Annotated in this window: 23 protein-coding genes; 15 read left to right on the top strand and 8 right to left on the bottom strand. The window is 68.9% G+C overall.

Going from position 1 to position 24,737, the window contains the following annotated elements; genetic code table 11:
• Positions 1-31 precede the first annotated feature (31 nt).
• The 4 genes from IPF36_RS10650 to IPF36_RS10635 are packed head-to-tail and all read left to right on the top strand — an operon-like array spanning position 32 to position 2,789.
• Positions 32-904 carry an alpha/beta fold hydrolase gene (locus IPF36_RS10650; RefSeq protein WP_195427953.1) on the top strand — a complete coding sequence of 291 codons (873 nt, stop codon included), beginning with the start codon at positions 32-34 and terminating at the stop codon, positions 902-904.
• Positions 905-944: 40 nt separating this feature from the next.
• The gene (locus IPF36_RS10645) at positions 945-1,730 is read left to right on the top strand and encodes an SDR family NAD(P)-dependent oxidoreductase (protein ID WP_195427952.1); all 786 of its coding nucleotides are present in this window, start codon (positions 945-947) and stop codon (positions 1,728-1,730) included.
• An 18-nt stretch (positions 1,731-1,748) separates the two neighbouring features.
• Entirely contained in the window at positions 1,749-2,126 is a 378-nt protein-coding gene (locus IPF36_RS10640; protein ID WP_195427951.1) for a nuclear transport factor 2 family protein, read from the top strand.
• 24 nt (positions 2,127-2,150) lie between these two features.
• Entirely contained in the window at positions 2,151-2,789 is a 639-nt protein-coding gene (locus tag IPF36_RS10635; protein WP_133094813.1) for a TetR/AcrR family transcriptional regulator, read from the top strand.
• Positions 2,790-3,124: 335 nt separating this feature from the next.
• Here the strand turns inward: IPF36_RS10635 and IPF36_RS10630 are convergent, their stop codons facing one another.
• The 4 genes from IPF36_RS10630 to cysD form a co-directional block, all read right to left on the bottom strand.
• Positions 3,125-3,595, bottom strand: a complete 471-nt coding sequence (locus tag IPF36_RS10630; RefSeq protein ID WP_195427950.1) for an SRPBCC domain-containing protein — start codon at positions 3,593-3,595, stop codon at positions 3,125-3,127.
• Between the two features lie 263 nt (positions 3,596-3,858).
• Positions 3,859-4,998: a helix-turn-helix transcriptional regulator gene (locus tag IPF36_RS10625; protein WP_133094816.1), complete on the bottom strand. Its 1,140-nt coding sequence runs from the start codon at positions 4,996-4,998 to the stop codon at positions 3,859-3,861.
• 175 nt (positions 4,999-5,173) lie between these two features.
• The gene (gene cysN / locus IPF36_RS10620) at positions 5,174-7,096 is read right to left on the bottom strand and encodes a sulfate adenylyltransferase subunit CysN (protein ID WP_135703588.1); all 1,923 of its coding nucleotides are present in this window, start codon (positions 7,094-7,096) and stop codon (positions 5,174-5,176) included.
• Positions 7,096-8,025, bottom strand: coding sequence for a sulfate adenylyltransferase subunit CysD (gene cysD, locus IPF36_RS10615; RefSeq protein WP_255286413.1), 930 nt, complete (start codon positions 8,023-8,025; stop codon positions 7,096-7,098). The genes cysN and cysD overlap by 1 nt, the downstream gene beginning before the upstream one ends.
• A 178-nt stretch (positions 8,026-8,203) precedes the next feature.
• On the opposite strand from cysD, the gene IPF36_RS10610 reads away from it, so the two are divergent.
• The 4 genes from IPF36_RS10610 to IPF36_RS10595 are packed head-to-tail and all read left to right on the top strand — an operon-like array spanning position 8,204 to position 12,338.
• Positions 8,204-9,313, top strand: coding sequence for a DUF1214 domain-containing protein (locus IPF36_RS10610; RefSeq protein WP_135703589.1), 1,110 nt, complete (start codon positions 8,204-8,206; stop codon positions 9,311-9,313).
• Positions 9,310-10,479 carry a sulfotransferase gene (locus IPF36_RS10605; RefSeq protein ID WP_195427949.1) on the top strand — a complete coding sequence of 390 codons (1,170 nt, stop codon included), beginning with the start codon at positions 9,310-9,312 and terminating at the stop codon, positions 10,477-10,479. Before IPF36_RS10610 ends, IPF36_RS10605 begins: the two co-directional genes overlap by 4 nt.
• Positions 10,480-10,508: 29 nt before the next feature.
• Positions 10,509-11,300, top strand: a complete 792-nt coding sequence (locus IPF36_RS10600) for an SDR family oxidoreductase (protein WP_135703591.1) — start codon at positions 10,509-10,511, stop codon at positions 11,298-11,300.
• 33 nt (positions 11,301-11,333) lie between these two features.
• Positions 11,334-12,338: an acetyltransferase gene (locus tag IPF36_RS10595; protein WP_195427948.1), complete on the top strand. Its 1,005-nt coding sequence runs from the start codon at positions 11,334-11,336 to the stop codon at positions 12,336-12,338.
• Here IPF36_RS10595 and IPF36_RS10590 read toward each other — a convergent pair.
• From IPF36_RS10590 to IPF36_RS10580, 3 genes are read right to left on the bottom strand one after another with little or no spacing between them, the layout of a single operon-like run.
• The gene (locus IPF36_RS10590) at positions 12,304-13,425 is read right to left on the bottom strand and encodes a 3,4-dihydroxy-2-butanone-4-phosphate synthase (protein ID WP_133094823.1); all 1,122 of its coding nucleotides are present in this window, start codon (positions 13,423-13,425) and stop codon (positions 12,304-12,306) included. The two genes, IPF36_RS10595 and IPF36_RS10590, sit on opposite strands and share 35 nt — an antisense overlap.
• Positions 13,422-14,375, bottom strand: a complete 954-nt coding sequence (locus IPF36_RS10585; protein WP_195427947.1) for an alpha/beta hydrolase — start codon at positions 14,373-14,375, stop codon at positions 13,422-13,424. Before IPF36_RS10585 ends, IPF36_RS10590 begins: the two co-directional genes overlap by 4 nt.
• Before the next feature lie 45 nt (positions 14,376-14,420).
• Positions 14,421-15,230: an SDR family oxidoreductase gene (locus IPF36_RS10580; RefSeq protein ID WP_133094825.1), complete on the bottom strand. Its 810-nt coding sequence runs from the start codon at positions 15,228-15,230 to the stop codon at positions 14,421-14,423.
• A 449-nt stretch (positions 15,231-15,679) separates the two neighbouring features.
• Here IPF36_RS10580 and IPF36_RS10575 point away from each other — a divergent pair, with 449 nt between their 5' ends.
• Positions 15,680-16,867 carry a LuxR family transcriptional regulator gene (locus tag IPF36_RS10575; RefSeq protein ID WP_135704007.1) on the top strand — a complete coding sequence of 396 codons (1,188 nt, stop codon included), beginning with the start codon at positions 15,680-15,682 and terminating at the stop codon, positions 16,865-16,867.
• Between the two features lie 8 nt (positions 16,868-16,875).
• Here IPF36_RS10575 and IPF36_RS10570 read toward each other — a convergent pair whose 3' ends face one another.
• Complete coding sequence (locus IPF36_RS10570; RefSeq protein WP_135703596.1) at positions 16,876-17,220, bottom strand: VOC family protein; 345 nt, start codon at positions 17,218-17,220, stop codon at positions 16,876-16,878.
• A 215-nt stretch (positions 17,221-17,435) separates the two neighbouring features.
• On the opposite strand from IPF36_RS10570, the gene IPF36_RS10565 reads away from it, so the two are divergent.
• From IPF36_RS10565 to IPF36_RS10540, 6 genes are all read left to right on the top strand, one after another.
• Entirely contained in the window at positions 17,436-18,587 is a 1,152-nt protein-coding gene (locus IPF36_RS10565) for an LLM class flavin-dependent oxidoreductase (protein WP_195427946.1), read from the top strand.
• 180 nt (positions 18,588-18,767) lie between these two features.
• Complete coding sequence (locus tag IPF36_RS10560; protein WP_133094829.1) at positions 18,768-19,961, top strand: flavin-dependent monooxygenase; 1,194 nt, start codon at positions 18,768-18,770, stop codon at positions 19,959-19,961.
• 27 nt (positions 19,962-19,988) lie between these two features.
• A complete protein-coding gene (locus IPF36_RS10555) occupies positions 19,989-21,743 on the top strand; it encodes an FAD-dependent oxidoreductase (protein ID WP_195427945.1) in 1,755 nt (584 codons plus the stop codon).
• On the top strand, positions 21,740-22,264 hold the full coding sequence (locus IPF36_RS10550; RefSeq protein ID WP_135703599.1) for a flavin reductase family protein: 525 nt from the start codon (positions 21,740-21,742) through the stop codon (positions 22,262-22,264). The genes IPF36_RS10555 and IPF36_RS10550 overlap by 4 nt, the downstream gene beginning before the upstream one ends.
• A gap of 17 nt (positions 22,265-22,281) precedes the next feature.
• Positions 22,282-23,982 carry an FAD-binding protein gene (locus tag IPF36_RS10545; protein ID WP_195427944.1) on the top strand — a complete coding sequence of 567 codons (1,701 nt, stop codon included), beginning with the start codon at positions 22,282-22,284 and terminating at the stop codon, positions 23,980-23,982.
• Complete coding sequence (locus IPF36_RS10540) at positions 23,966-24,730, top strand: SDR family oxidoreductase (protein WP_133094833.1); 765 nt, start codon at positions 23,966-23,968, stop codon at positions 24,728-24,730. The genes IPF36_RS10545 and IPF36_RS10540 overlap by 17 nt, the downstream gene beginning before the upstream one ends.
• Positions 24,731-24,737: the final 7 nt, after the last annotated feature.

Here is a 24,737-nt window from a genome sequence, read left to right as displayed (position 1 = left end):
ATCGCTGCACGATTCCACGGGAGACGCCCTCATGTCCGCTACGCCACAGCAACCGCCTTCATCCCTGCATCCCAACCTGCCGGTCGGGCGCTTCGTCACCACGTCCGGGGGCCTGCGGCTGCACAGCCTGGACGCTGGCAGTGGCGAACCCGTGGTCTTTATCCACGGCAGCGGCCCGGGCGCGAGCGGGCACAGCAACTTCCGCTTCAACGTGCCGGCCTTCGCTGCGGCGGGCTTCCGTACCGTGGTGGTGGATCTGCCCGGCTATGGCTTGTCGTCCAAGCCGGATGACGTCGAATACACGCTGGATTTCTTCGTCGGCGCGCTACGGGAGCAGCTGGTGGCACTGGAGCTGCAGCGCTGCGTATTGGTCGGCAATTCGCTCGGCGGCGCGATTGCGCTGAAGTACGCGCTGGACTATCCCGAGCATGTGAGCCGGCTGGTCATGATGGCCCCGGGCGGCGTGGAAGAGCGCGAGACCTACTTCCAGATGGAAGGCATCCAGCGCATGGTGTCGCTGTTCACCGGCGGGCACATGAACCCGGACACCATGCGGCAGCTGCTGCAATTGCTGGTGCATGACGCCAGCCTGGTCACCGACGCGCTGGTGGACGAGCGCATGGCGGTGTGCCGCGAGCAGCCGCGCGAGGTGCTGGCCACCATGAGGGTGCCCAACCTGACGGAGCGGCTGGGCGAGATCCGCTGCCCGGTGCTCGGCTTCTGGGGCACGGAGGACCAGTTCAATCCCGCCGCCGGCGCGATGAAGTTCCTCGGCGGCTGCGCCGATGCCCGCTTTGTCATGATCAACCGCTGCGGGCACTGGGTGATGGTCGAGCACGCCGCGTATTTCAATCGCGAATGCCTAGGCTTCCTGGCCGATACCGCGCAGGCCGTGGCGGCATAATTGGCGCGCATATCCATACAACGACATCTCAGGAGACATCATGGAATACCCGTATAGCCTGTTCGACCTGCGCGGCAAGGTAGCCGCCATCACCGGCGCCGCGCGCGGCATCGGCGCGGAAACCGCCCGTGTGCTGGCGGCGGCAGGCGCGAAGGTGGCCGTGCTCGATGTGCTGGAAGCCGACGGCAAGGCCACCGCCGAGGCCATCTGCGGCGCAGGCGGCGAGGCCGCGTTCTGGCAGCTCGACGTCACCAGCGAAATCGACGTGGCGCGCGTGCTGGGCGCGGTGGCGGCGCGCTTCGGCGGGCTCGACATCCTCGTCAACAACGCCGGCATCGAAGGCCCGAACGAACCGACCCACCAGGTGGCGCTGGAGCAATGGCAGAAGGTGATGGCGGTGAATGTGACCGGCACCTTCCTGTGCACCAAGCATGCCATCGCGCACATGGAGCGCGCCGGCAGCGGGGCCATCGTCAACGTGTCGTCGATGTATGGCATTGCCGCGGGGCCGGACGTGCCGCCTTACCATGCGTCGAAGGCCGCGGTGCGGATGATGGCCAAGACCGATGCCATGCTCTATGCGGCCAAGGGGATTCGCGCCAACTCTATCCATCCCGGCTATATCCGCACGCCAATGCTCGAGCACGTGGCCCAGGCCTCGGGGCAGGGCGAGGCGCTGTTCGACTATCTCGGCGGCCTGACGCCGGTCGGCCAAGTCGGGCAGCCGCGCGACATCGCGGCGGGCATCCTGTACCTGGTCTCCGATGCCGGACGCTATGTCACCGGCGCCGAGCTGGTGATCGACGGCGGCTACACCGCGCGCTGACAGGACGAGGAGAGCACGATGCCCGATAGCGCCGCGATGAAAGCCACGCTGCTTGCCTATGTCGAACGCTTCAATGCCGGCGATGCCGAGGGCATCGCCGCGCTCTACGCGGACGATGCCACGGTGGAGGATCCGGTCGGCGCGCAGCCGCTTGCCGGCAAGCCGGCCATCCTTGCCTTCTACCAGCACGCCACCTCGCTCGGCGCGCGCCTGGAGATGGTGGCGCCGCCGCGCGGTTCGCACGGCAATGCCGCCGCCCTGACCTTCGCGGTGCATGCCCGGCTTGAAGGACGGGCGGCACGCATCGACGTGACCGACATCATGACGTTCGGCGCGGACGGGCGCATCCAGAGCATGCGCGCCCACTGGGCGCCGGACGACGTGCATTTCCTCTAAGACGACACCGCACCCACCGCACCGATGGTCCGGCGTAGCCGAGACGATGCCGTAGCCACGCGCGGGCGCATTCTTGCCAGCGCGCAGCAACTGATGCGCCAGCGGGGCGTGCATTGCGTCACGCTGGAGGATGTGGCCCGCGCCATCGGCATGACGCGCGGGGCGGTGTATGCCCATTTCCGTTCGCGCGCCGCATTGATGGGCGCGCTGCTGTCCTGTGCCGAAGCGGATCTTGCCGAACGGCTCGCACCGCTGGCCCGGCGCTCCGCCGGCGCGGCCACGGACCTGCTGGAGCCGGCGCTTGCCGCCTTGCTCGATGGCGATGATGGCGATGGCATGGCATGCCATGTCAGCCTGCTGGCGTTCCTGCTGCAGCACAAGTGCGGCACCGCCTGCGAGCTGTGTCCGCTGCGCGCGCGCGTGTTGCAGGGTGCCAATACCCTGCGCAACGCGCTGGCGGCCCGGATGGCCGAGCCAGCCCAGGCTGGCCTGCTGGTCGCGCACCTGTGGGGCTTGCTCAGCGCCCATGCGCTGCAGCTGGCGCCGTCCGGCTTGTCCGGGTGCGCGGCATCGCTGGCGCGGCTGTATGCGGCACCTGGTATGCAACGCGGTGCATGCCCGGACGGGGCCACCGGCCCGGCATTTCCTCGGGATACCCCCTAGTCTGCTCGGACGAAGAGACGGCGGCGAGCGCCGCCTACGATGCTGTCAAAGGACCCGGAAAGGGTGCGGAGGAGACAGCGATGAAGCGGCTCGGATTGCGTTGGGCGGCCGGGCTGGCCGCGGTAGGGGCCGGCCTGGGAGTGGCCTGGGTGCTTGCAGGCGGGAATGGGGTCGCCGTGGCATACGGCGGCCACGATGAAGCCCGTGCTGCCGGCACGGCGGGTCCGGATGGGTGCGATGCTGCCTGCGTGCGCAGCCGGGGCGTTGCGGCCATGGTGGTGCTCAGCCAGCGCCCGCCGCAATGACGGCGGCGGGGTGGTCTTCCACGCTATGGGTCAGCCCTGGCGCTGCGCGTGCAGCGCTTCGGCGCGCGCCTTGACATCCCTTGCCACCTGGTCGAAGCCCTGTTTTACCCAGGCGCCGTGTTCGCGCATGATGGTTTCGGCGTTCAGGCCCAGGAACAGGTCGGTGGTGAAGTAGCGGGTGCGGGCGGGTGCGATTGCTTCTATGTACTGGTCGCGGCGGGCGGCGTCCTTGTTTGCGTCGGTGGGGCGTTGCTCCCACGACAGCAGGCGTTCCGGTTCCCATGCCACGAGGTACTCATTGACCGGGATGATCTGGTCGGTGCCCGGGATGCGGACTTGCATGTGGACCATGTCGCCAAGCTTCGCAGTGGTTTCCAGGCCGGGGCAGAAGGTGTTCCATTCCGCGTAGCGGGGGAAGTCGGTCAGGACTTCCCATACTAGGGAAGCGGGGGCTTCGATTTCCACGGTGATTGAGGTGACCAGATTTTCTGGCTTGGCCATTCTGTTGTCTCCTTTCATTTCTTTGTTTGGGAATCCAACACTAGGGCTGGGCTGTGCGGGGCGCATACCCTGAATGGACGAGTCTGGGTGGACGATGATGATTTGGTGTTGCTGGGGGATACTGGGGGTATGCTCCGCGAGTCTCCGGATGCTGTGAGCTTGGTGCCGGCCTTGGGGGTGATGGTCGGCATTTTTTTTATGGAATGTTGGCTTGCGGCTCGGCATTGACGCGATTGTTGAACGAGCCCAGAGCTGTGGGGGCCTCACCCCATCCCCACCACACTAGACAACAGCATCTTCACCAACACCGCCTGCCTTGTCGCCCCGGTCTTGGCAAAGATCCCCCGCAGGTGCGCGCGTACCGTGTTCTTCTTCACGCCGAGCCTGACGGCTGCTTCATCCAGCGTCAGGCCATCGACCATCAGCAAGGCCAGCTCGATCTCCGTTGGCGTCAGGTGGAACAGCTTGCGCAGGCTGGCGTGCGTGTTGCGCGGCGACCCGGCCGGGTCGCGGATGAATACCGCGACCGCGGGGCGGCGGGCCTTGTCTTCGGTGCGGTAGCTGAGGGGAATGGGCCGCACCAGCACGCTCAGCGGCGTGGCCGCCGCGGGGCGGCTGAGCAGCGTGACTTCGCTGCGCGAGGTGGCCAGTGCGTGGGCTTGCGCGGCGTCTTCGAGGATCTTGCGGAAGCGGCGGTTTTCCACCGGGCAGTGTGCGTGCAGCGTGCCGCCGGACAGATGGAGGCCGTCGCGCTCTTGCAGCAGGCGCCTGGCGACGTCGTTGCTGCGGATGGCCTTGCCGTGTTCGTCGAGGATGATGGTGCCGACCAGCAGCCGGTCCACGGCTTCCGCGTACAGGGCGCGCTCGGATTGCAGCAGGTCGAGCGCGGCATGCAGGTCGACCGCGCGCTTCAGGTGCGGCAGCAGGCCTTGCAGCAGCGCCCTCTCGGTGGCGCCGAAATCCTGGCCGGCCTCGCCGCGGCTGATGAACAGCGCGCATTCCACGCCGTCGGCGGTGACGAGGTTGGCGGCGAGGATATAGCGCAGGTCCAGCGGCGCGAGGTACTGGGTATAGAACGGGTGGGCCAGCCACCCGGCTTCGCCGAACAGTTCATCGGCGCTGAAGAGGCGGTCGGGATGGAGGTCGAGGAAGGGGCACAGCGCGTAGTACTGCTCGCTGTACGAGGGTTCGCCGGGCAGGTGCGGGCCGTAGGCGGAGGCGTTGACGATCAGGCCGGGGCGGTCGGTGGCGGGGTGGCGCAGCACCAGCGTGACGAAGACGGCCTCGAGGCGCTGGCGCACGGTTTCGAGGAAGCCGGCCCAGGGGACGGCTTCGGTGGGACCCTGGTAGAGCTGGGCGAGCAGGGCGCTGAGTTCGGCGGCCTGCAGGGAATGTGGCAGCATGGTCGAGGCGTGTGGGTTGATGGCCGGTGTGCTCCCTCTCCCGCAGGCGGGAGAGGGAGCAAGCAGTCGGCCATGCAAGCGCATTGGTCCCGGGTGGGCGCGGTCAGGATCTCCGGCAGAAACTCGGATTCACCCATCGTACCCACCCCCACCACGGCCTCATCGTCCATTCAGCCTAAGTCCTATCCCGCAGCCACGCCACGATCCGTTCCGCCGCCTGCTCAGCCGTGTCGGCGGTGGTGTCGATGCGCAGCTCGGGCCGGTCGGGCGCCTCGTACGGCGAATCGATGCCGGTGAAGTTCTTCAGCTCGCCGCGCCGCGCCTTGCGGTACAGGCCCTTGGGGTCGCGCTGCTCGGCCACCGCCAGCGGCGTATCGATGAAGACCTCGACGAATTCGCCGTCGCCCGCCAGCGTGCGCGCCATCTCACGCTCGGAGCGGAACGGCGAGATGAACGACACCAGCACGATCAGCCCCGCATCGAGCATCAGCCTTGCCACTTCAGCCACGCGCCGGATGTTCTCGACGCGGTCGGCCTCGGAGAAGCCCAGGTCCTTGTTCAGCCCATGGCGCACGTTGTCGCCATCGAGCAGGTAGGTGTGGTGGCCGAGCGCATGCAGACGTTTTTCCACCAGGTTGGCGATGGTGGACTTGCCCGCGCCGGACAGCCCGGTGAACCAGACGATGCGAGGTGACTGGTGCTTGAGCGCGGCGTGGGCGCGGCGGTCTACGTCGATCGCCTGCCAGTGGACGTTCTGCGCCCGGCGCAGCGCAAAATGCAGCATGCCGGCGCCGACGGTGTTGTTGGTCAGGCGGTCGATGACGATGAAGCCGCCCAGTTCGCGGCTGCGCGCATAGGGGTCGAACGCCACCGGCCGGTCCAGGTGCAGGTTGCACACGCCGATCTCGTTGAGCTCCAGCGTGCGCGCGGCCAGGTGTTCGAGCGTGTTGACGTTGACCTTGTACTTGGGCTGCGCGACCGTCACGCCCACGGTGCGCGTGCCGAGCTTGAGCAGGTAGGGGCGGCCGGGCAGCATCGCATCCTCGCTCATCCACACCAGCGTGGCTTCGAACTGGTCGGCCACCGCGGGCGGGTCTTCCGCGCACGCGAGCACATCGCCGCGGCTGATGTCGATCTCGTCGGCCAGCGTCAGCGTCACCGCCTGGCCGCGTACCGCATGCTCGCATTCGCCATTGGCGCCGACGATGGCGGCCACGCGGCTTTCGCGGCCCGAGGGCAGCGCGCGCACCCGGTCGCCGCGGCGGATTTCGCCGGCGCTGACGGTGCCGGCGAAGCCGCGGAAATCCAGGTTGGGCCGGTTGACCCACTGCACCGGCAGCCGGAACGACTCGTCCTGCACGGGTGCGCTGTCGATCGGCACGGTTTCCAGGTGCTGCATCAGCGTCGGGCCCTGGTACCACGGCGTGCTGGCGCTGGGCGCGGTGATGTTGTCCCCACGCAGCGCGGACATCGGGATGCAGGTGATATCGGTCAGCCCGATCTGGCGTGCGAATTCGCGGTACTCGGTTTCGATGCGCGTATGGACCTCGCGCGAGTAGTCCACCATGTCGAGCTTGTTGACCGCCAGCACCACGCGCCGGATGCCCAGCGTTGACACCAGGTAGCTGTGCCGGCGCGTCTGCGTCTGCACGCCGCGGCGCGCGTCCACCAGCAGGATGGCCAGGTCGGCGGTGGACGCGCCCGTGACCATGTTGCGGGTGTATTGCTCGTGCCCCGGCGTGTCGGCAACGATGAACTTGCGCTTGTCGGTGGCAAAGAAGCGATAGGCCACGTCGATGGTGATGCCCTGTTCGCGTTCGGCGGCCAGGCCATCCACCAGCAGCGCGAAGTCGAGGTTGTCGCCCTGCGTGCCCATCTTCCTCGAATCGGCTTCGAGTTGCGCCAGCTGGTCCTCGAACAGCATCTTCGACTCATACAGCAGCCGGCCGATCAGCGTGCTCTTGCCGTCGTCGACGCTGCCGCAGGTGATGAAGCGCAGCAGGCTCTTGCCTTGCTGGGCATGGAGGTAGTGGGCGATCTCGCTCTGCGTGCCCGCGGGCTGCGCCATCGGCGGCGCGGTGTCGATCAGCGTTGCCATCAGAAGTATCCCTCCTGCTTCTTCTTCTCCATCGAACCGGCCGAATCGCTGTCGATCAGCCGTCCCTGGCGCTCCGACGTGGTCGCCAGCAGCATTTCCTGGATGATGCCGCCGAGCGTGTCGGCCTCGCTCTCGATCGCGCCGGTGAGCGGGTAGCAGCCCAGCGTGCGGAAGCGGACCTTGCGCATCCGCGGCGTTTCGCCGGGGCGCAGCGGCAGGCGCTCGTCGTCGACCATGATCAGCGTGCCGTCGCGCTCGACTACCGGACGCTCCCTGGCAAAGTAGAGCGGCACGATCGGGATGTCGTTGAGGTAGATGTATTGCCAGATATCGAGCTCGGTCCAGTTCGACAGCGGAAACACGCGCAGGCTCTCGCCTTTGCGCTTGCGGGTGTTGTACTGGCGCCAGAGTTCGGGGCGCTGCATCTTCGGGTCCCAGCGGTGCTGGGCGGTGCGCACCGAGAACACCCGCTCCTTGGCGCGCGACTTTTCCTCGTCGCGGCGCGCGCCGCCGAAAGCGGCGTCAAAGCCGTAGTGGTCCAGCGCCTGCTTCAGGCCCTGCGTTTTCCATACGTCGGTGTGGACGGCCGAGCCGTGCTCGTGCGGGCTGATATTGCGCTCCACCCCTTCGGGGTTGATATGCACGCGCAGGTCCAGGCCGAGCCGGTCGGCGGTCTGGTCGCGGAACGCGATCATCTCGCGGAATTTCCACGTGGTATCGACATGCAGCAGCGGGAACGGCGGCCGCGCGGGATGGAAGGCCTTCATCGCAAGGTGCAGCATCACGGCGCTGTCCTTGCCGATGGAATAGAGCATGACGGGGTTTTCGCATTCCGCCACCACCTCCCGCATGATGTGGATGCTCTCCGCCTCCAGTTGCTCCAGGTGGGTCAACATCGGGTTCTCCTCTTGGTTTGCCGGCCCATGCACGGATCTCGCGGTGGCCTGGCATGGCCACAAGGTAGCGAGCCGGGGCCCCGCGCCACTTCGTCCGGGCGGACTAGGAAATCGCGGGCCGCGGCATGCAATTCCTAGTCCCCCCGGACGAGGAAGCGCTGGGCCTGCACTGGGTATCGTTGCTTCGCCGACGAACCACGGGAGCAGGCAGATGGCGACCTCCGCCGAAGACCAATTGCTGAGCGGCCACACCTGGGCCGAGTTTTGCGAAGTGCTCAAGCGCAGCGGGCAGCAGATCCTGCGCCCCGAAGCGCCGACCGACGCGCTCACGCGCGCCGAGGGCTTCCGCTACCTGAGCCGCTTGCTGCGCATTGCGCTGGAGATGCATGTGGAGTTCGCCGATCCGGCGTTTCCCGGCTTCTTCTCGCCGTCGCACGAGACCGCCAAGATCGGCGCTGACAATCCGGACAACCTGTACCGCTACGCGCGCCTGGACGGCAATGCGGCGTACCGCATCCGCGGCCGGCGCGGCACGGTGGCGTACCTCAGCTTCGGCACGCAGAAGGGTGGCTACGAAACCGATGGACGCATGGTCCAGACCGGCTTTATCGACAGCAGCCAGCTGGCGGTGGCGGCGGACGGCAGCTTCGAGATCGTCCTCGGCGCTCAGCCGCAGCAGGGCAACTGGGTGCGCATGGAGCCGGCCACCAATGCGCTGGTGGTGCGCCAGACCTTCCTCGACCGCAAGGCAGAGACCCCGGCCGAACTGCATATCGAACGCGTTGACGGCAACGGCAAGCCGCCCGCGCTGAGCGCCGAGCGCCTGCACGGCGGCCTGCTGCGCGCCGCCGGCTTTGTCGAAAGCACCGCGCGCATCTTTGCCGACTGGGCCAGGGGCTACGGTGGCCACGTCAACGCCCTGCCGCCCGCGGACCAGGCCGTGTGCCAGGCGGCGGGCGGCGATCCCAACATCTTCTACTACCACTCCTGCTGGCAGCTCGCGGATGACGAGGCGCTGGTGGTCGAGGTCGACCGGGTGCCGGACTGCGAGTTCTGGAACTTCCAGATCAACAACTACTGGATGGAGTCGCTCGACTACCGCTACCACGACATCTGCATCAACAAGCACGGCGCCCGGCTCGATGCCGGTGGCGGCGTCACCGTCATCCTCAGTGCGGGCGATCCGGGCCTGTCCAACTGGCTGGAGACCGCCGGCCATCGCAACGGCACCATGTGCTGGCGCTGGGTGGGCGCGGCGCAGCCGGCGCATCCGCGCACGCGCGTGGTCAAGCTCGCATCGCTCAGGGAGAACAACGCATGAAGGGCATCAACGTGAAGGGCCTGCTTGCGCAGGCGAGCGAGCAGGCCGGCGGCCTGGCCGACTTCGGCCCGGGCAACTACCGCGAGGCCCTGGACGTGCTGTCCGATTCGCTGGCACGCGAGGCCGGCCTCTCGCAGCAAGGCGAGCAACTGCTGCAAGCCAAGCTGCAGGCCCAGCTGGTGAACCGGCTGGTGATCCAGGACTACTGCAGGCGCCATCCGGGGATCCTGCAGGAGCGCGTTGAAGACCCGCTGGTCATCGTCGGGCTGCCGCGCACCGGCACCACGCTGCTGCAGCGCATGCTGGCTACCGACGCGCGCTTCTGCTCGGCGGCGTGGTGGGAAACCCGCTACCCCGCGCCGCTGCCCGGCGAGGACGTGCGCGATGCCAGCCGGCGCATTGCGCTGGCGCGCGACGAAGTGGCGCAGATGATCCGCTTCATCCCGGACATCCTCGCCATCCATCCGCTCGACGCCATGGCCGCCGACGAGGAATTCATGCTGATGGAGCATTCATTCCTGTGCGCAATGGACTCCTACGCCAACGTGCCCGGCTACACCGGCTGGCTGGCGTGCCAGGACCGCACCGAGGTCTACGACTACCTGAAGACCATGCTGCAGTTCCTTCAGTGGCAGAAGCGCCAGCGCGGCGAGGGGACCGCGCAGCGCTGGGTGCTGAAGACCCCGCAGCATTTGCATACGCTGGAAGTCCTGTTCCGGGTGTTCCCGGGCGCGCAGGTGGTGCTGACCCACCGCGATCCGGTCCAGACCATCCCGTCGATGGCCAGCATGGCGCATACGTTGTGGAAGATGTACGCCGATGCGCCGGATCCGGTCGCGGTAGGCCGCCAATGGAGCGAACAGATGCGGCGCGGCACCGATCACGCCATGGCCGTGCGCGACGCCATGCCCGCCGGCCGCTTCCTCGACGTGCGTTTCGAGGATACGGTGCGCGATCCCTTCGGCGTGGCGCAGGCGGTCTATCGCTTCGCCGGCATGCCGCTGACCGAGGCCGCGCGCGCCGGCATGTGGGCATGGATGGAAAGCAATCCGCGCAACCGGCGCGCGGCGCACGCCTATACGCCCGAGCAGTTCGGGCTGAGCCAGGCACAGCTGGCACGCGATTTCGCCGGCTATCGCGCACGCCATGTGCTGAGCCGCGACTGATACCGAAAACACACCGAGGAGACATCCACATGCTGCTGAAAGACAAGATCGTGATCGTATCGGGCATCGGCCCGGGTCTGGGCATCAAGCTGGCGGTAGAGGCCGCGCGCGAGGGCGCCCGCGCCGTTGCCATCGCCGCGCGCACCGCCGCGAAGCTGGACGAGGCCCAGGCCCGCATCGATGCACTGGGCGCCGACTGTGAAGTGCTGAAGGTGGTGACCGACATCACCGACCGCGCCCAGTCCCGCCATCTCGCCAGCGAGACCGTGCGCCGCTTCGGCCGCATCGACGCGCTGGTCAACAGCGCCTTCCAGCACGGCAATTTCCCCGAGCCGGTGGAAGCAGCCGACCTGGACGTCTGGCGCCAGGTGTTCGACACCAATGTCTTCGGCACCATGACGCTGACGCAGGAGGTGGCCGCGCTGATGAAGCCGCAGGGCGGCGGCGCCATCGTGATGATCAACACCCAGGCCACGCGCAAGCCGATGCCCGGCGAATCGGGCTACGCCGCGTCCAAGGGCGCGCTGGCGGTGGCGGTCAAGTACCTGGCGCGCGAACTGGGGCCGCATGGCATCCGCGCCAACAGCATCTTCATGGGCTGGATGTGGGGCGCGCCGGTGCAGGGTTATGTGCGCCACGCCGCGGCCGAACAGGGGGTCGCCGAGGACGCTATCATCGCACCGGTGGCTTCCCAGATTGCGTTGGGCCGCATGCCGACGGACGACGACTGCGCGCGCGCGGCGCTGTTCCTGGTGTCGGACTACGCCCGTGCGATCACCGGGGCCTCGCTGGATGCCAACGGTGGCGACTTCATGCCCTGACCGGCCGGACCGACTGCTCTACTGCCAACTGCCATGACCCGCTACTTTGCCTTCAACGGCGACGCCGACGGCCTGTGTGCCCTGCAGCAGCTGCGCCTGGCCCGTCGTTTGCACCCCGGCGATGCGACGCTGGTCACCGGCGTCAAGCGCGATATCCGCCTGCTCGAGCGGATCGACGCCTGTGCCGGAGATACCGTGACGGCGCTGGACATCTCGCTCGAACAGAACCGCGACGGGCTGCTGCGGCTGCTCGCCGCCGGTGCGCAGGTGGACTACTTCGACCACCACCACGCCGGCGAGCTGCCGTCGCATGCCGGTCTGCGCGCGCATATCGACGAAAGCGCGGCGGTCTGCACCAGCATCCTGGTCGACCGCCACCTCGACGGGCGCCACCGGCGCTGGGCGATCACCGCCGCCTTTGGCGACAACCTCGGCGACGTGGCGCGCGCGATGGCGGCGCAGGCGCGGCTGGACGCGCGCGAAACCCTGATGCTGGAACGGCTCGGCACCTGCCTGAACTACAACGCGTATGGCGAGTGCGTGGCGGACCTGCATTGCGATCCCGCCGAGCTGGCGCAGCACATGCTGCCGTTCGCCGACCCGCTGGAGTTCGCCGCGCAGTGCGCCACCTACGCACTGCTGTGCGATGGCTACGAGGACGACATGGCCCAGGCGCGCCGCCTGTCGCCCGTGCATGAAGTCCCCGGCGCCGCGCTGCTGGTGCTGCCGGACGCACCGTGGGCACGGCGCGCGATCGGTGTGCTGGCCAACGAGCTGGTGCGCGGACGTCCCGGCGATGCGATCGGCCTGCTGTCGCCCAAATCCGGCGGCGGCTTTGCGGTCAGCGTGCGCGTGCCGGCGCACAGCATCACCGGTGCGGCCGACTTCTGCCGCGCCTTCGAGACCGGAGGCGGCCGGCGCCTGGCCGGGGGCATCAACCACCTGCCCGACGCCGAAGTGGAGCGCTTCACGCGCAGCTTTGCCGACTGCTTCGGCGCGCCGTTCAACCAGGCTGGCCCGGCGGGACAAACTCCGTAACCTCCAGGTCGAAGCCGGTGACCGCGCGGTAAGGCACCGGATGGCTGAGCAGGCGCAGCTTGTGCGCGCCCACATCGCGCAGGATCTGCGCCCCGACCCCCAGCGCGCGCTGCGCGAAGGCCGGCGCCGGCGCGGCGGCAGGCGGCGCGGCCAGCCGCGCCAGCCGCTGCTGCGGCGATTCGCGCTCGTCCAGCAGCACCAGCACGCCGCAGCCCTCCGCGCCGATGCGGGCGAGCGAGCGTTCCAGGTTCCAGGCGGGCTGAGAGGTGGACTGTGCCGGCGTGCCGAAGGCCAGCACGTCGCGCTGCATTTCCACCGCCTGCACGCGCGTCAGTACCGGCCTGGACGGATCGGGCTCGCCCAGCACCAATGCCAGGTGCAGCGCGTCGGCAGGGGCGTCGTGGTACGCGTGCACGGTGAAGCGCCCGAACGGCGTATCCAGCCCGGTCGAGCGGGTACGGCGCAGCGCGCCTTCGGTCAGCAGCCGGTGGTGGATCAGCCCGCTGATCGAGACCGCGGCTAACCCGTGGCGTTGCGCAAACGCCAGCAGGCCGGGGCCGCGCAGCAGGTCGCCGTCGTCATCAAGCAGCATCGCATAGGCGCCGGCGGCGACACGCCCGGCCAGCCGCGGCAGGTCGGAGCAGGCCTCGGCAAAGCCGGCGCGGCGCAGCACGCCGTCGGCCTGCGCTACCACCGGAAAGATGTGTCCCGGCTGGACCAGGTCTGCCGGTTGGGCGCGCGCCGCTGCCGCTACGCGCAGCGTCAGCGCCCGGTCCGCCGCGGAAATGCCGGTGCTGACGCCGGTGGCCGCTTCGATCGACACCGTGTAGCGCTCGCGCTGGCGCTGGCTGGCGGCCATCGGCGGCAACTGCAGCCGGTCGCGGCGCGCCTCGGTGATGGCCATGCAGACCAGGCCGCGCGCCTCGGCGGCCATGAAGTTGACGTCGGCCTCGGTGGTGCGTTCGGCGGTAACCAGCACGCAGCCGGTGGCCTCGGTGGTCTCGTCCTCGATCACCACCACGCGCTGGCCAGCGGCCAGTGCGGCAAGCACGTCGGCCATCGGCGGCAAGGCGTTGGCCGTGCTCATGCTGCCTCCTGCCGGCTGCTGCCGAACGCGTGGCGCAGCGCCGCTGCGGCCGCATCCAGTGCGTCGCTGGCGGCATCGATCACGCCCTGCATGCTGATGAAGCCATGGAACTGCCCCGGCCAGCGGCGCACGGTGGCGCTGTTGCCCGCGCGCTGCAGCGCTTCGCCGTAGCCTTCGCCCTGGTCGCGCAGCGGGTCGTACTCGGCGGTGATGATGGTGGCCGGTGGCAAGCCATGCAGGTCGCGCTGGCGCAGCGGGCTGGCGCGCACGTCCGCGGCATCGGCGCGATTGCCGAGATACTGGGCGCGATACCAGTTCAGTTCCGCCGCGCTCAGGAAGTAGCCGGTTGCGCATTCGCGGTAGCTGGCGCTGCCGGTCGCGGCATCGGTGCAGTCCAGGTAAGGGTAGAGCAGCAACTGGTGCCGCAGGGCGATGCCGCTGCCGCGCACCTGCTGGCAGGCTACGGCGGCGAGGTTGCCACCGGCGCTGTCGCCCGCCACGGCGATCCGCGCCGGATCCGCACCCAGTTGCGCCGCATGCGCAGCTGCCCATCGCACCGCCGCGACCGCGTCTTCCGCGGCGGCCGGGAAGCGCGCTTCCGGCGCGAGCCGGTAGTCGACCGACAGCACCAGCGCGCCGCTGCGGCGCGCCAGGGTGCGGCAGATGTTGTCGTGCGAATCGAGGCCGCACAGCACGAAGCCGCCGCCGTGGAAATAGATCACCAGCGGCAGCGCGGCGCTGTCGTCCGGCCGGTACAGGCGCGCCCGCAGCGGGCCGGCCGCACCGTCCAGGATCAGGTCGTGCTGCGCGGCGATGGCATCGCCGGGTGCGAATCCCGGCATGGCCGCCAGCGCGGCACGGTAGTCGGCGGCGCGCAGCGTGGAGAAGTCGGGGCTGGGCAAGGCGGCCATGGCATCAAGCATGGCGCGGGCCTGGGGGTCGAGCGGCATGGTGTCTCCCGGTTGCGGTTGAGGATTCAAGTTCGGAGCGCGATCTCAGAGCGCGAAGGCCGGCTGGCTGCCGGCGGCAATGCCTTGCGCGCGCGCCAGCGCGGCGTGCGCCGCCTGCTCGTGCGGCAGGATCCAGAAGCGGCCGGCCGACACGCCGTCGAGGATCACGCGCGCGACCTCGTCCGGCGTCATGCCGGCGGCAATGCCGCTGCGCAGCGCGCCGTTCATCTGGTTCACCTCCTGCGGCCCGGCGCCGTCCAGGCCCGCGGCAATGCCGGTGGCGACCGGGCCGGGGCAGACCACCGACACCCGGATCGGCAGGCCGGCCGCCTGCAGCTCCAGCGCCAGTCCTTCGCTGAGCGCTACCACGCCCTGCTTGGACAGCGTGTAGGGCGCCAGCCAGGGGCCGACCGCGAGCCCGGCCATCGACGCCACGTTGACGATATGGCCCGAACCCTGCGCCGCCATGCGCGGCACGAAGCAGCGCAGTGCGTACAGCACGCTCCACAGGTTGATGCGCAGCACGCGCTCGAAGACCTCCGGCGCCAGCTCCCAGCAGCGGCCCGTGGCCAGCACCCCGGCGTTGTTGACCAGCAGGTCGACACGGCCCAGGCGCAGGAAGGCTTCAGCGCACAGGTGCTCCATCTGCCGCAAGTCGGACACGTCGGTCGGGACCGCGATCGCGATGGCGCCCTGGCCGGCAAGCGCCGCGCGCGTCGCTTCGAGCGCGTCGGCGTCGATGTCCGCCAGTGCCAGCGCATAGCCCTGCGCCGCCAATGCATGCGCCAGGGCGCGGCCGATGCCGCTGCCCGCACCGGTAATCACTGCGGCCTGCTGCCGCGGGTTTGCCGCCATGGTGATGGTTCTCCCTAGGAAAAAGACGTGGAAAAAGGCGGGGATTGCCGCCCATGCACGACTTGTAGCGGCGCCGCGGCGGCGCGGCATCGTCTGTTTGGGTGGGGCGGCGCCACCTGGCGTCATGCGGATTCACATGGCGTCACATGGCATCCCAATGACGCCTAGGGGTTTGCCCGCGGCCGGACGGCCATGGGTTGGTCCTTAGTCTGTTTGGAGTATGTGTTTGCGCCGCCGGCGCGTGAGGATTGGCCTGTCCCTCGGGACTAGTCCGGCATGCGTGCCATGCCGGCGTGGACTAGGGCAAACCATGAAGGCAGGGGGCAAGCCGCGACCCCTGCGCCGTCCCTATAATCGGGGCACAAAAAAAGGGCCACAGAGCCCGCACAGGAAGGCCAGCCGACCGGCACGTCCGGTGCGCTGCGCACGCCACAATGGAGACAGAGGAAATGCTGATGGAGGCGAGCCACAATCAGGCAGCCGCGCACCTGTTCGCGCAGACGACGGTGTCGCTGTCTGACTTCAGCGCGTTGCTGGGCAATATCTACCAGGGACCGATGGAGCAGGTGCCATGGGGCAAGGCGCTGGAGCAGATCCGCAGGCAGCTCGACGCCAACTACGTCACGCTGATCCTGCGTTCGCCGGCCACGGACCGGCGCGGGCTCATGATCAATGCCTCGGAGCATGGCGGTTCGACCCTGCCGGGGGAGACCTCGTACAACAACTACTACTACGCGCTCGATCCCTTCATCGGCCTGCCGTCGGACCGGGTGGTGACCATCGACGAGCATCTAGGGCCGGGCGTCTGGTGCCAGAGCGAGATCTACCTGCAGTTCCTCAAGGACGTCGGCATCCGCTACATCCTGGGCGCGGACCTGCGTACCGACGACGGCGTCGAATGCCGCTTCCGTGTCTGCCGCAAGCATGAGGGCCGCGATTTCTCGGCCGCGGACAAGGCGCTGTGCACCGCGCTGCTGCCGCACCTGAAGCGCGCGGTGGACCTGCATTCGCGCCTCGACGTGGTGGAGTCGGAGCGCACCGTCTATGCCAGCGCCATCGACCGCATGCTGGTCGGCATGGTGATCCTGGACGAGACCGGCGCCATCATCAAGACCAACGCCGCGGCCGACGAGATCCTGGGCGCCAAGGACGGCATCCGGATTGCCAAGGGCGGGCTGGACGTCGAGTACGGCCAGGAGAACCGCAAGTTCCAGCGCCTGCTGCGCCAGGCAATGATGGGGCACCTGGGCACCGCGCCGGCGGTGATGGAGGCGATGTCGATCACGCGTCCGTCCGGCAGCGCCAGGCTGGGCGTGCTGATCCGCACCATCCCGCTCAGCGAGTGGTCGGAGGACAACCGCAAGCGCCCGGCCTGCGTGGTCTTCATCCGCGATCCGGAGCGGCGCTCGCAGGCCTCGCACGATGTGGTGCGCCAGCTGTTCGACTTCACGCCGGCGGAAACGCAACTGGCGCTGCAGCTGGCCAACGGGCTCACGCTCGACGAAGCTGCGGACGAGCTCGGCATCAGCAAGAATACGGCCCGCGCGCACCTGCGCGCGATCTTCTCCAAGACCGGCGTGACCCGGCAGGCCACGCTGGTGCGCATGCTGCTGAGCAGCGTGATTTCGCTGGGCTGATGTAAGCGTCAGGGCTTTGCGCTGAGCACCAGCGCAAAGCCCTGCGGGGTCTGCAGTACCGCGCGGGTCTCATGCGGGCCCTGCGCCGCGGGCAGCGTCACGCTGGCTCCCGCACCCACCAGCCGCGCAATCGCCGCGGCAAAGTCTTTCCCCTCATCCACCTTGAACGCGAGCGCGGGCTGGTCGACCAGCCGTTCTTCACCGGCCACCAGCGCCAGCGTCAGCGCGCCCGCGTCCAGCGCGCAATAGCGGTCGCCGTCGCGAAATTTCACGGCGAGTCCGAGTCCTTGCGTGAAGAACGGCAGCGCGGTGTCGATGTCCGTGACGGGGTAAAGCAGCAGTCTGGCTTGCATGTGTCCTGGTCCTTTCGAAGGTCAAAAGCGGGCATCGTTGCCCGCGAATCATGATAGGGATGGGCCAGGCACTGCTCATAATCCAATCAGACGATGTTGCAACGCCTTGCGCCGCCCACACTGCAAGCACACAGGCCGCTTCCGGCCCGAGGCGCGGCAACCGGCGGCGTCCCGGCAGCGGTCCTGAACCATCAATGCCAGGGAAGGGGACTGCAATGCGTTTTTCGCTGATCTATGAAGCACAGACCGTCGATGCCTCGCGCGCCGGCGACCACAGGGTGTTCGATGAAATCATGGAACAGGTGGTGCTGGCCGAGGACATGGGCTTCGACGTGGTCTGGGCGGTCGAGCACACCGCGCTGACCAACTACGCGCACATGAGCGCGCCGGAGACTTTCCTCGCCTTTGTCGCCGGGCGCACGCAGCGCATCGGCATCGGCCACGGCGTGGTGTGCCTGCCGCCGGCGATGAACCACCCGGTCAAGGTGGCCGAGCGCATCGCCACGCTCGACATCCTGTCCGGCGGCCGCGTGCACTTCGGCGTGGGCAAGGGCGGCACGCAGCAGGAGGCGGGCACGTTCGGCTACGACCTGAACAGCCTGCACCCGATGATCGACGAGTCGATGTACCTGATCCCGAGGATCATGACGCAGGACGAGATCGAGCACGATGGCGAGTTCATCAAGATCCCGCGCCGCCCGATCCACCCCAAGCCGCGCCAGGACCCGCATCCGCTGATGTACCTGGCCTGCACTAATGCCGATACGCTGCAGCGCGCCGGCGCGCGCGGCATGGGCGCGCTGGTGCTCGGCTTTGGCGGCCCCGAGGATGTGGCGAAGAAGAACGAGATCTATCGCGCCGCGTGGGAAAGCCGCAAGGCCGAGGACCAGGTGGGCTTCCGCCCGCACCAGCACCTGGCGGCGCTGTGCCCGACCATCGTGCTGGAAGACGGCCTGGCTGCGCGCAAGATCGGCATCAAGGGCCAGCGCTATTTCATGGAGTCGCTGTCGTACTGGTATGCCGGCGGCGAGCGCCCGGATCCGTCCGCGTGGGACGACGAGCATGTCACCGCCACCGACGCGCAGGGCAAGGCCGTCATCAATACCAGGTTCGCTTCCGAGAAGGTCTCGGTCGACTTCAGCGACCCCTCGATGATGATGCTGAACCCGAACCATGCCTACGGCACGGTGGAGGATTGCATCGGCTACGTGCAGCGGCTGATCGATGCCGGCGCCGACGAGATCCTGTTTATCTGCCAGATGGGCACGGTGCCGCAGTGGGCGCAGATGGAGACCATCCGCAATATCGGCGAGCACGTGATCCCGCATTTCCGCAAGCAGGGCCGCAAGCTGAGCGCGGTGGCGTGAACGTTTGCTGATCGATGGTTTGCTCCCCTCTCCCGCGAGCGGGAGAGGGGGGCCGGGGGAGAGGGCCGGCGCATCCACGAAGTGCCGCAGGAAACAGCTAGTCCCATCAGACGATGGCGCCCCGCCCGCCCGATGCAAACATCAACGCCAGCCACAAGACAAAGCGAAAAGGAGACCGCGGTGCATCACGACAACAACCCCAAGGAACTGGCCGCACGCCTGATCGCGCGCGCCGAGCAGATGATCCCCGTGCTGGCGCAGCGCGCCGCGCAGGCAGAGTCCGAAGCGCGTATCCCCGCCGAAACTATCGCCGAGATGCAGGCCGCCGGCTTCTTCAAGGTGCTGCAGCCGCGCCGCTACGGTGGCTATGAACTCGACCCGCAGACCTTCTTCCGCATCCAGATGGCGCTGGCCAAAGGCTGCATGTCCACCGCCTGGGTCTACGGCGTGGTCGGCGTGCACAACTGGCAGCTCGCCCTGTTCGACGAACGCGCGCAGCAAGAGGTCTGGGGCAACGATCCCACCACGCTGATCGCCTCGACCTACATGCCGGTCGGCAAGGTCACCCCGGTCGAAGGCGGCTACCGTTTCTCAGGCCACTGGAAGTTCTCCAGCGGCAGCGAACTGTGCGACTGGATCTTCCTCGGGGGCCTGGTGCCGCCGTCCGAACCGGGCGGTGCCTACGATTACCGCACCTTCCTGCTGCCGCGCACCGACTACAAGATCGTGCGCAACTGGGATGTGCTGGGACTGCGCGCCACCGGCAGCCACGATATCGTCGTCGATGACGTGTTCGTCCCCGACTACCGCACCCATCGCGCCGTCGATGGCGCCATGGGCACCAGCCCGGGCCTTGCCGTCAACGACGTGCCGCTATATCGCCTGCCGTTCGCGCAGATCTTCGTGCGTGCCGTGTGCACCGCGTGCATCGGCGCGCTGGAAGGCACCCTTGACGATTTCGTCGCCTACGCCGACGGCCGCGTCAGCAGCAACGGCGGCAGCAAGACCGCCGAGGACGGCGGTGCGCAACTGGCCTGCGCCAATGCCCAGGTGGCCGTCGACGAAATGCGCACCGTCCTCGAACGCAATTTCGACGAGCTGCTGGCCGTAGCGCGTGAAGGCGGCCAGGTGCAGACGCCGCGACGGCTGCATTTCCGCTACCAGTCGTCGCAGGTGGCCGAGCGCTGCGCGCAGCTCGCCAACAGCCTGCTGCGCTATGCCGGCGGCAACGGCATCTACCGCACCAACCCGATGGTGCGCCGCTTCCTCGACCTGCACGCGGCACGCGCCCACTACGCCAACAACCTGGACCGCTTCGGCCAGAACCTGGGCGGCGTGATGATGGGCCGCGCCAACACCGACTTCTTCATCTGAAGCCGCGCACCGGCAAGGGAACCCATCATGACCCAGAACACAGCGCGCCTGCAGGCCAGGGAGTTTGACGTGGTGGTGGTCGGCTCGGGCGCCGGCGGCATGCTGGCCGCCTGCCGGGCCGCCGACCGCGGGCTGTCGGTGGTGGTGCTGGAGAAGAGCAGCCAGTACGGCGGCACCTCGGCGGTGTCCGGCGGCGGCATCTGGATCCCGCTCAACCACCATATCGCGCCGGCGGGCGGGCAGGACGACTACGCCAAGGCGCTCGAGTACATACTCGCCTGCACCGGCGACGACGGCGACCCGCGGCGGATCCGCGCCTACCTGGAGCAGGCGCCGCGCATGCTGCAATACCTGGAGCAGCAGACCGGTGTGCGTTACTACACGCTGCCGCGCTACGCCGACTACTTCCAGAAGCTGCCCGGCGCGATGCCCGGCTACCGCGCGCTCGACCCGATGCCGTTCGACGGTGCGCGCCTGCGTGAGGAGTTCGACCGGCTGCGTCCGCCGTCACCCGGCACGCTGGTGGGCGGCCGCGTGGCCGTGACCTCCGGCGAGGCGCACGCGCTGCTGTGCCGCTCGCCCGGCTGGTTCGGACTGGCGGTGCGCCAGTTCGCCCGCTACTGGCTCGACTTCGGCTGGCGCCGCAAGACCCGGCGCGACCGCCGCCTTACGCTCGGCAACAGCCTGGCCGGCGGCCTGCGGCGGGCAATGATGGACCGCGCGATCCCGCTGTGGCTCGACACCGCGCTGCAAGACCTGGTCGTCGAAGACGGCGCGGTCCGCGGTGTGCGCGCCGTGCAGGACGGGCAGGTGGTGGAAATCCGCGCGCTGCATGGCGTGATCCTGGCCGCCGGCGGCTTCGAGCGCAGCCAGGCCATGCGCGAGCAATACCTGCCGCAGCCGACGCAGGCCGGCTGGAGCGCGACGCCGCCCAACAACACCGGCGACGCGATCCGCGCGGGGCAGGCCGCCGGCGCCGGCGTCGCCCTGATGTCGCATGTGTGGGGCGCGCCGACTGTGCAGGTGCAGGGCGAGGAAAAGCAGCGCGCGCTCTTTATCGAGCGCGCCATGCCGGGCTGCCTGGTGGTGAACGGGCAGGGCCGCCGCTTCGTCAACGAGGCCGCGCCGTATTCCGAGTTCGTGCCGGCCATGTACCGCGACCACGACAAGACCGGCTGCAGCGTGCCGGCGTGGATGGTGTTCGACGCCACCTTCCGCCACAAGTACCCGTGCGGGCCGATCCTGCCTGCCTCGGTGATGCCGGACCGCAGCATTCCGGCCGGCCTGTCCGGCATCCTGTTGCGCGCCGACACGCTGGCGCAGCTGGCGCAGCGGATCGGCGTGGACGCCGACGGGCTCGCCGGCAGCGTCGCCCGCATGAACCGCTACGCCGCCACCGGCGTGGACGAGGAATTCGGCAAGGGCGACAACCTGTTCGATACCTACTACAGCGACCCGGCGGTGCGCCCCAACCCGTGCCTGGCGCCGATCGGCAAGGCGCCGTTCTACGCCGTGCGGCTCGATGCCGGCGATATCGGCACCAAGGGCGGACTGGTGACCGACGCCAGCGCGCGCGTGCTGCGGGAGGACGGCAGCGCTATCGCCGGGCTGTTCGCCATCGGCAATACCAGTGCCTCGATGATGGGCACCAGCTATCCCGGCGCGGGCTCGACGCTCGGGCCCGCGATGACCTTCGGCTATATCGCTGCGGACGTGATCGCGCAGCAAGCGCGGCAGCCTGCCGCCGCGCCCCACGCTCAAACCGTACAGGAGGCCCTATGAGCGCCAATCCGGAATCCAGCCAGACGCTGCGCGACGACATGCTGAAGGCGATGCGCCGCATGGCGCGCTCGGTGGCGGTCATCAGCTGCCGCGATGGCGAGCGCCGCTATTCGATGTCGGTGACGGCGGTCGATTCGCTGTCGGCGGATCCGCCATCGCTGCTGATCTGCATCAACCGCAACTCGTCGATCTATCCGCCGCTCGATGCCGGCACCGATTTCTGCATCAACCTGCTGGCCGCCGACCACCAGGACATCGCGGTCGATTGCAGCGGCCGCCTCAAGGGCGAGGAACGCTTCACCAGCGGCGAGTGGGAGGACGACCTGCTCGGCGTGCCGTGCCTGCGCAATGCCCAGGCCAACCTGGTGTGCCGGCAGGACGGCCGCTTCGACTATGGCACCCACGCTGTCTTCATCGGCCGGCTGCGCGAGGTGCGGCTGGCAGGCGAGGTGTCACCGCTGGTCTATGTCGACGGCGCCTATACCACCTCCGCGCCGCTGCGCGCGCTGTGTTCCGCCTGAGCCCCGGAGGCGCCAGCATGCATCCCGATTCCGTCACGCCGGTCTACGCACCGCTGCGGCTCGATGACCCGGACGCGCATCCGTGGCAGGCCGCCTGCGATGCCGTGGTAGTGGGCTTCGGCGCCGCGGGTGCCTGCGCGGCGCTGGAAGCGGCGCGCGGCGGGGCGCGCGTGATCGTCGCCGAGCGCTTCGAAGGCGGCGGCGCCAGCGCCAAGAGTGGCGGCGTGGTGTATGCCGGCGGCGGCACGTCCTACCAGGCCGCAGCGGGCTATGCCGATACGCCGCAGGCGATGGCGGATTACCTGCGCCAGGAGACCGGCGGCGTCGTCAGCGAAGGCACGCTGCAGTCCTTCTGCGAGCGCAGCCGCGACATGCTGGCCTGGCTGGAAGACGTGGGCGTGCGCTTTGCCGCCACCGTGCCGCCGCGCAAGACGTCGTACCCGGCGCAGCCGTATTACCTCTATTACTCCGGCAACGAAGCCGTGCCGGCGTACGCGCAGCATGCCGCACCGGCCCCGCGCGGGCACCGCGTGAAAGGCCCCGGCATGTCCGGGCGCACGCTGTACGGCGCGCTGCGCGGCGCCGTGGAAGCCCGGGCGGAAATCACGGTCATGCGCCAGGCCGCGGCGCGCCGGCTGATCGTCGACAAGGACGGCGCAGTCATCGGCATCGAGCTGTGGCAGGTGCCGCCGGGACGCCACCAGAAGCGCCACGCGCGCCTGGCGCGGCTGGCCGAGCGCCTGCACAACGCCGTGCCGGGCGTTGCCGACCTGCTGCGCCAGCGCGTGCTGCAGCTCGAGCTGCGCCATGCGCAGCCCGTGGCAGTGCGCACCCGCGCCGTCGTGCTGGCCACCGGCGGCTTTATCTTCAACCGCGCCATGGTGGCGCGCCATGCCGGCAAGTACCTGCAGAACTGGCGCCTCGGCGCGACCGGGTGCGACGGCAGCGGCATCCGGCTCGGCGAATCGGCGGGCGCGGTCACGCGACACCTGGAGCGCGTGTCGGCCTGGCGCTTTATCAATCCGCCGTTCGACTGGGCGCGCGGTTGCGTGGTCGACGCTCGGGGCGAGCGCATCGGCAACGAGGAAACCTATGGCGCCACGCTGGGCCACGCCATCTGCGAGCGGCATGGCGGGCGCGCCTGGCTGATCCTGGACCGCGCGCTGGCGCGCGCCGCACTGCGTGAATGCCTGGGCGGCCGCCTGTGGGCGTTCCAGGCCTTGCCCGCGGCGATGCTGTTGCTCGCCGGCGCCAGGCGTGCGTCCAGCATCGAGGCGCTGGCCGGCAAGCTGGGCATGCCGCCGGCCGCACTGCGCGCTACCGTCGACGCCTGCAGCGCCGCTGCCCGCGGAGAGATTCCCGACCCGGCCGGCAAGTCCGCGCCGATGTGCGCCTCGCTGGAGGCCGGGCCATGGCTCGCCATCGACATCTCGGCGAACTCCCGCGTCTTCCCCTGTCCGGCGATCACGCTCGGCGGCTTGTCCGTGGAAGAGCCGAGCGGCCGTGTACTGGCCGTCGCAGGCGGCGCCCCCATTTCGGGCCTCTACGCCGTCGGCCGGACCGCGGTGGGCATCGCCTCCAACCATTACGTAAGCGGCCTGTCGCTTGCCGACTGCATCTGGTCGGGGCGCAATGCCGGCCGCCACCTGACACAACAGCCCGCCGGCGAGCGGCAGGCACACACCAACGAGGAGATTACCCATGAGCCGACGTACTGAAGGCAAGATCGCGATCGTCACCGGGGCCGCCAGCGGCGTCGGCAAGGAAGACGCCCTGCTGCTGGCCCGCGAAGGCGCGCGCGTGGTGCTGACCGACCTGAACGAGGAAGCGGGCCACGCGCTGGCGCGCGAGATCGGCGAGACCGCGCTGTTCGTGCCGCACGACATCGCCAGCGAAGCCGGCTGGCAGCAGGTGATGGCGCGCACCGAGCAGCGCTTCGGCGCGCCCGGCGTGCTGGTCAACAACGCCGCCATCCTGATGCTGGGCTCGGTCGAGGATGCCACGCTGGAGCAATGGCAGCGCGTGATGCGCATCAACGCCGACGGCTACTTCCTGGGCTGCAAGTACGGCGTGGCCGCGATGAAGGCAGGCGGCGGCAGCATCGTCAACATGTCGTCGGTGGCAGCACTGGGCGGCATGGGTGCGTTCTGCGCCTACAGCGCCAGCAAGGGCGCGGTGGCGGCGCTGACGCGTGCCGTCGCGGGCCATTGCAAGCAGAGCGGCTACCGCATCCGCTGCAACTCGATCCATCCCGACGGCATCCTCACGCCGATGACCGCTGCCTTCCTGCCGGGCGGCGCGGCGGCCCTGCCGGAAGAGGTGGGCGGCGCCGAGCCGATGCAGCGCATGTGCCATCCGCGCGACGTCGCCAACCTGGTGCTGTTCCTGGCGTCGGACGAATCGCGCTTCATCAACGGCGCGGAACTGCGCATCGACAACGCACAGACCATCATGGGCGTGGCCTGACGCCACC

Origin of the sequence: Cupriavidus sp. IK-TO18 (assembly GCF_015549295.1) — a bacterium.
GTDB classification, from domain to species: domain Bacteria; phylum Pseudomonadota; class Gammaproteobacteria; order Burkholderiales; family Burkholderiaceae; genus Cupriavidus; species Cupriavidus oxalaticus_A.
The sequence above is the reverse complement of the archived record's forward strand: the minus strand, read 5'-3'. Positions and strand labels throughout refer to the sequence as shown.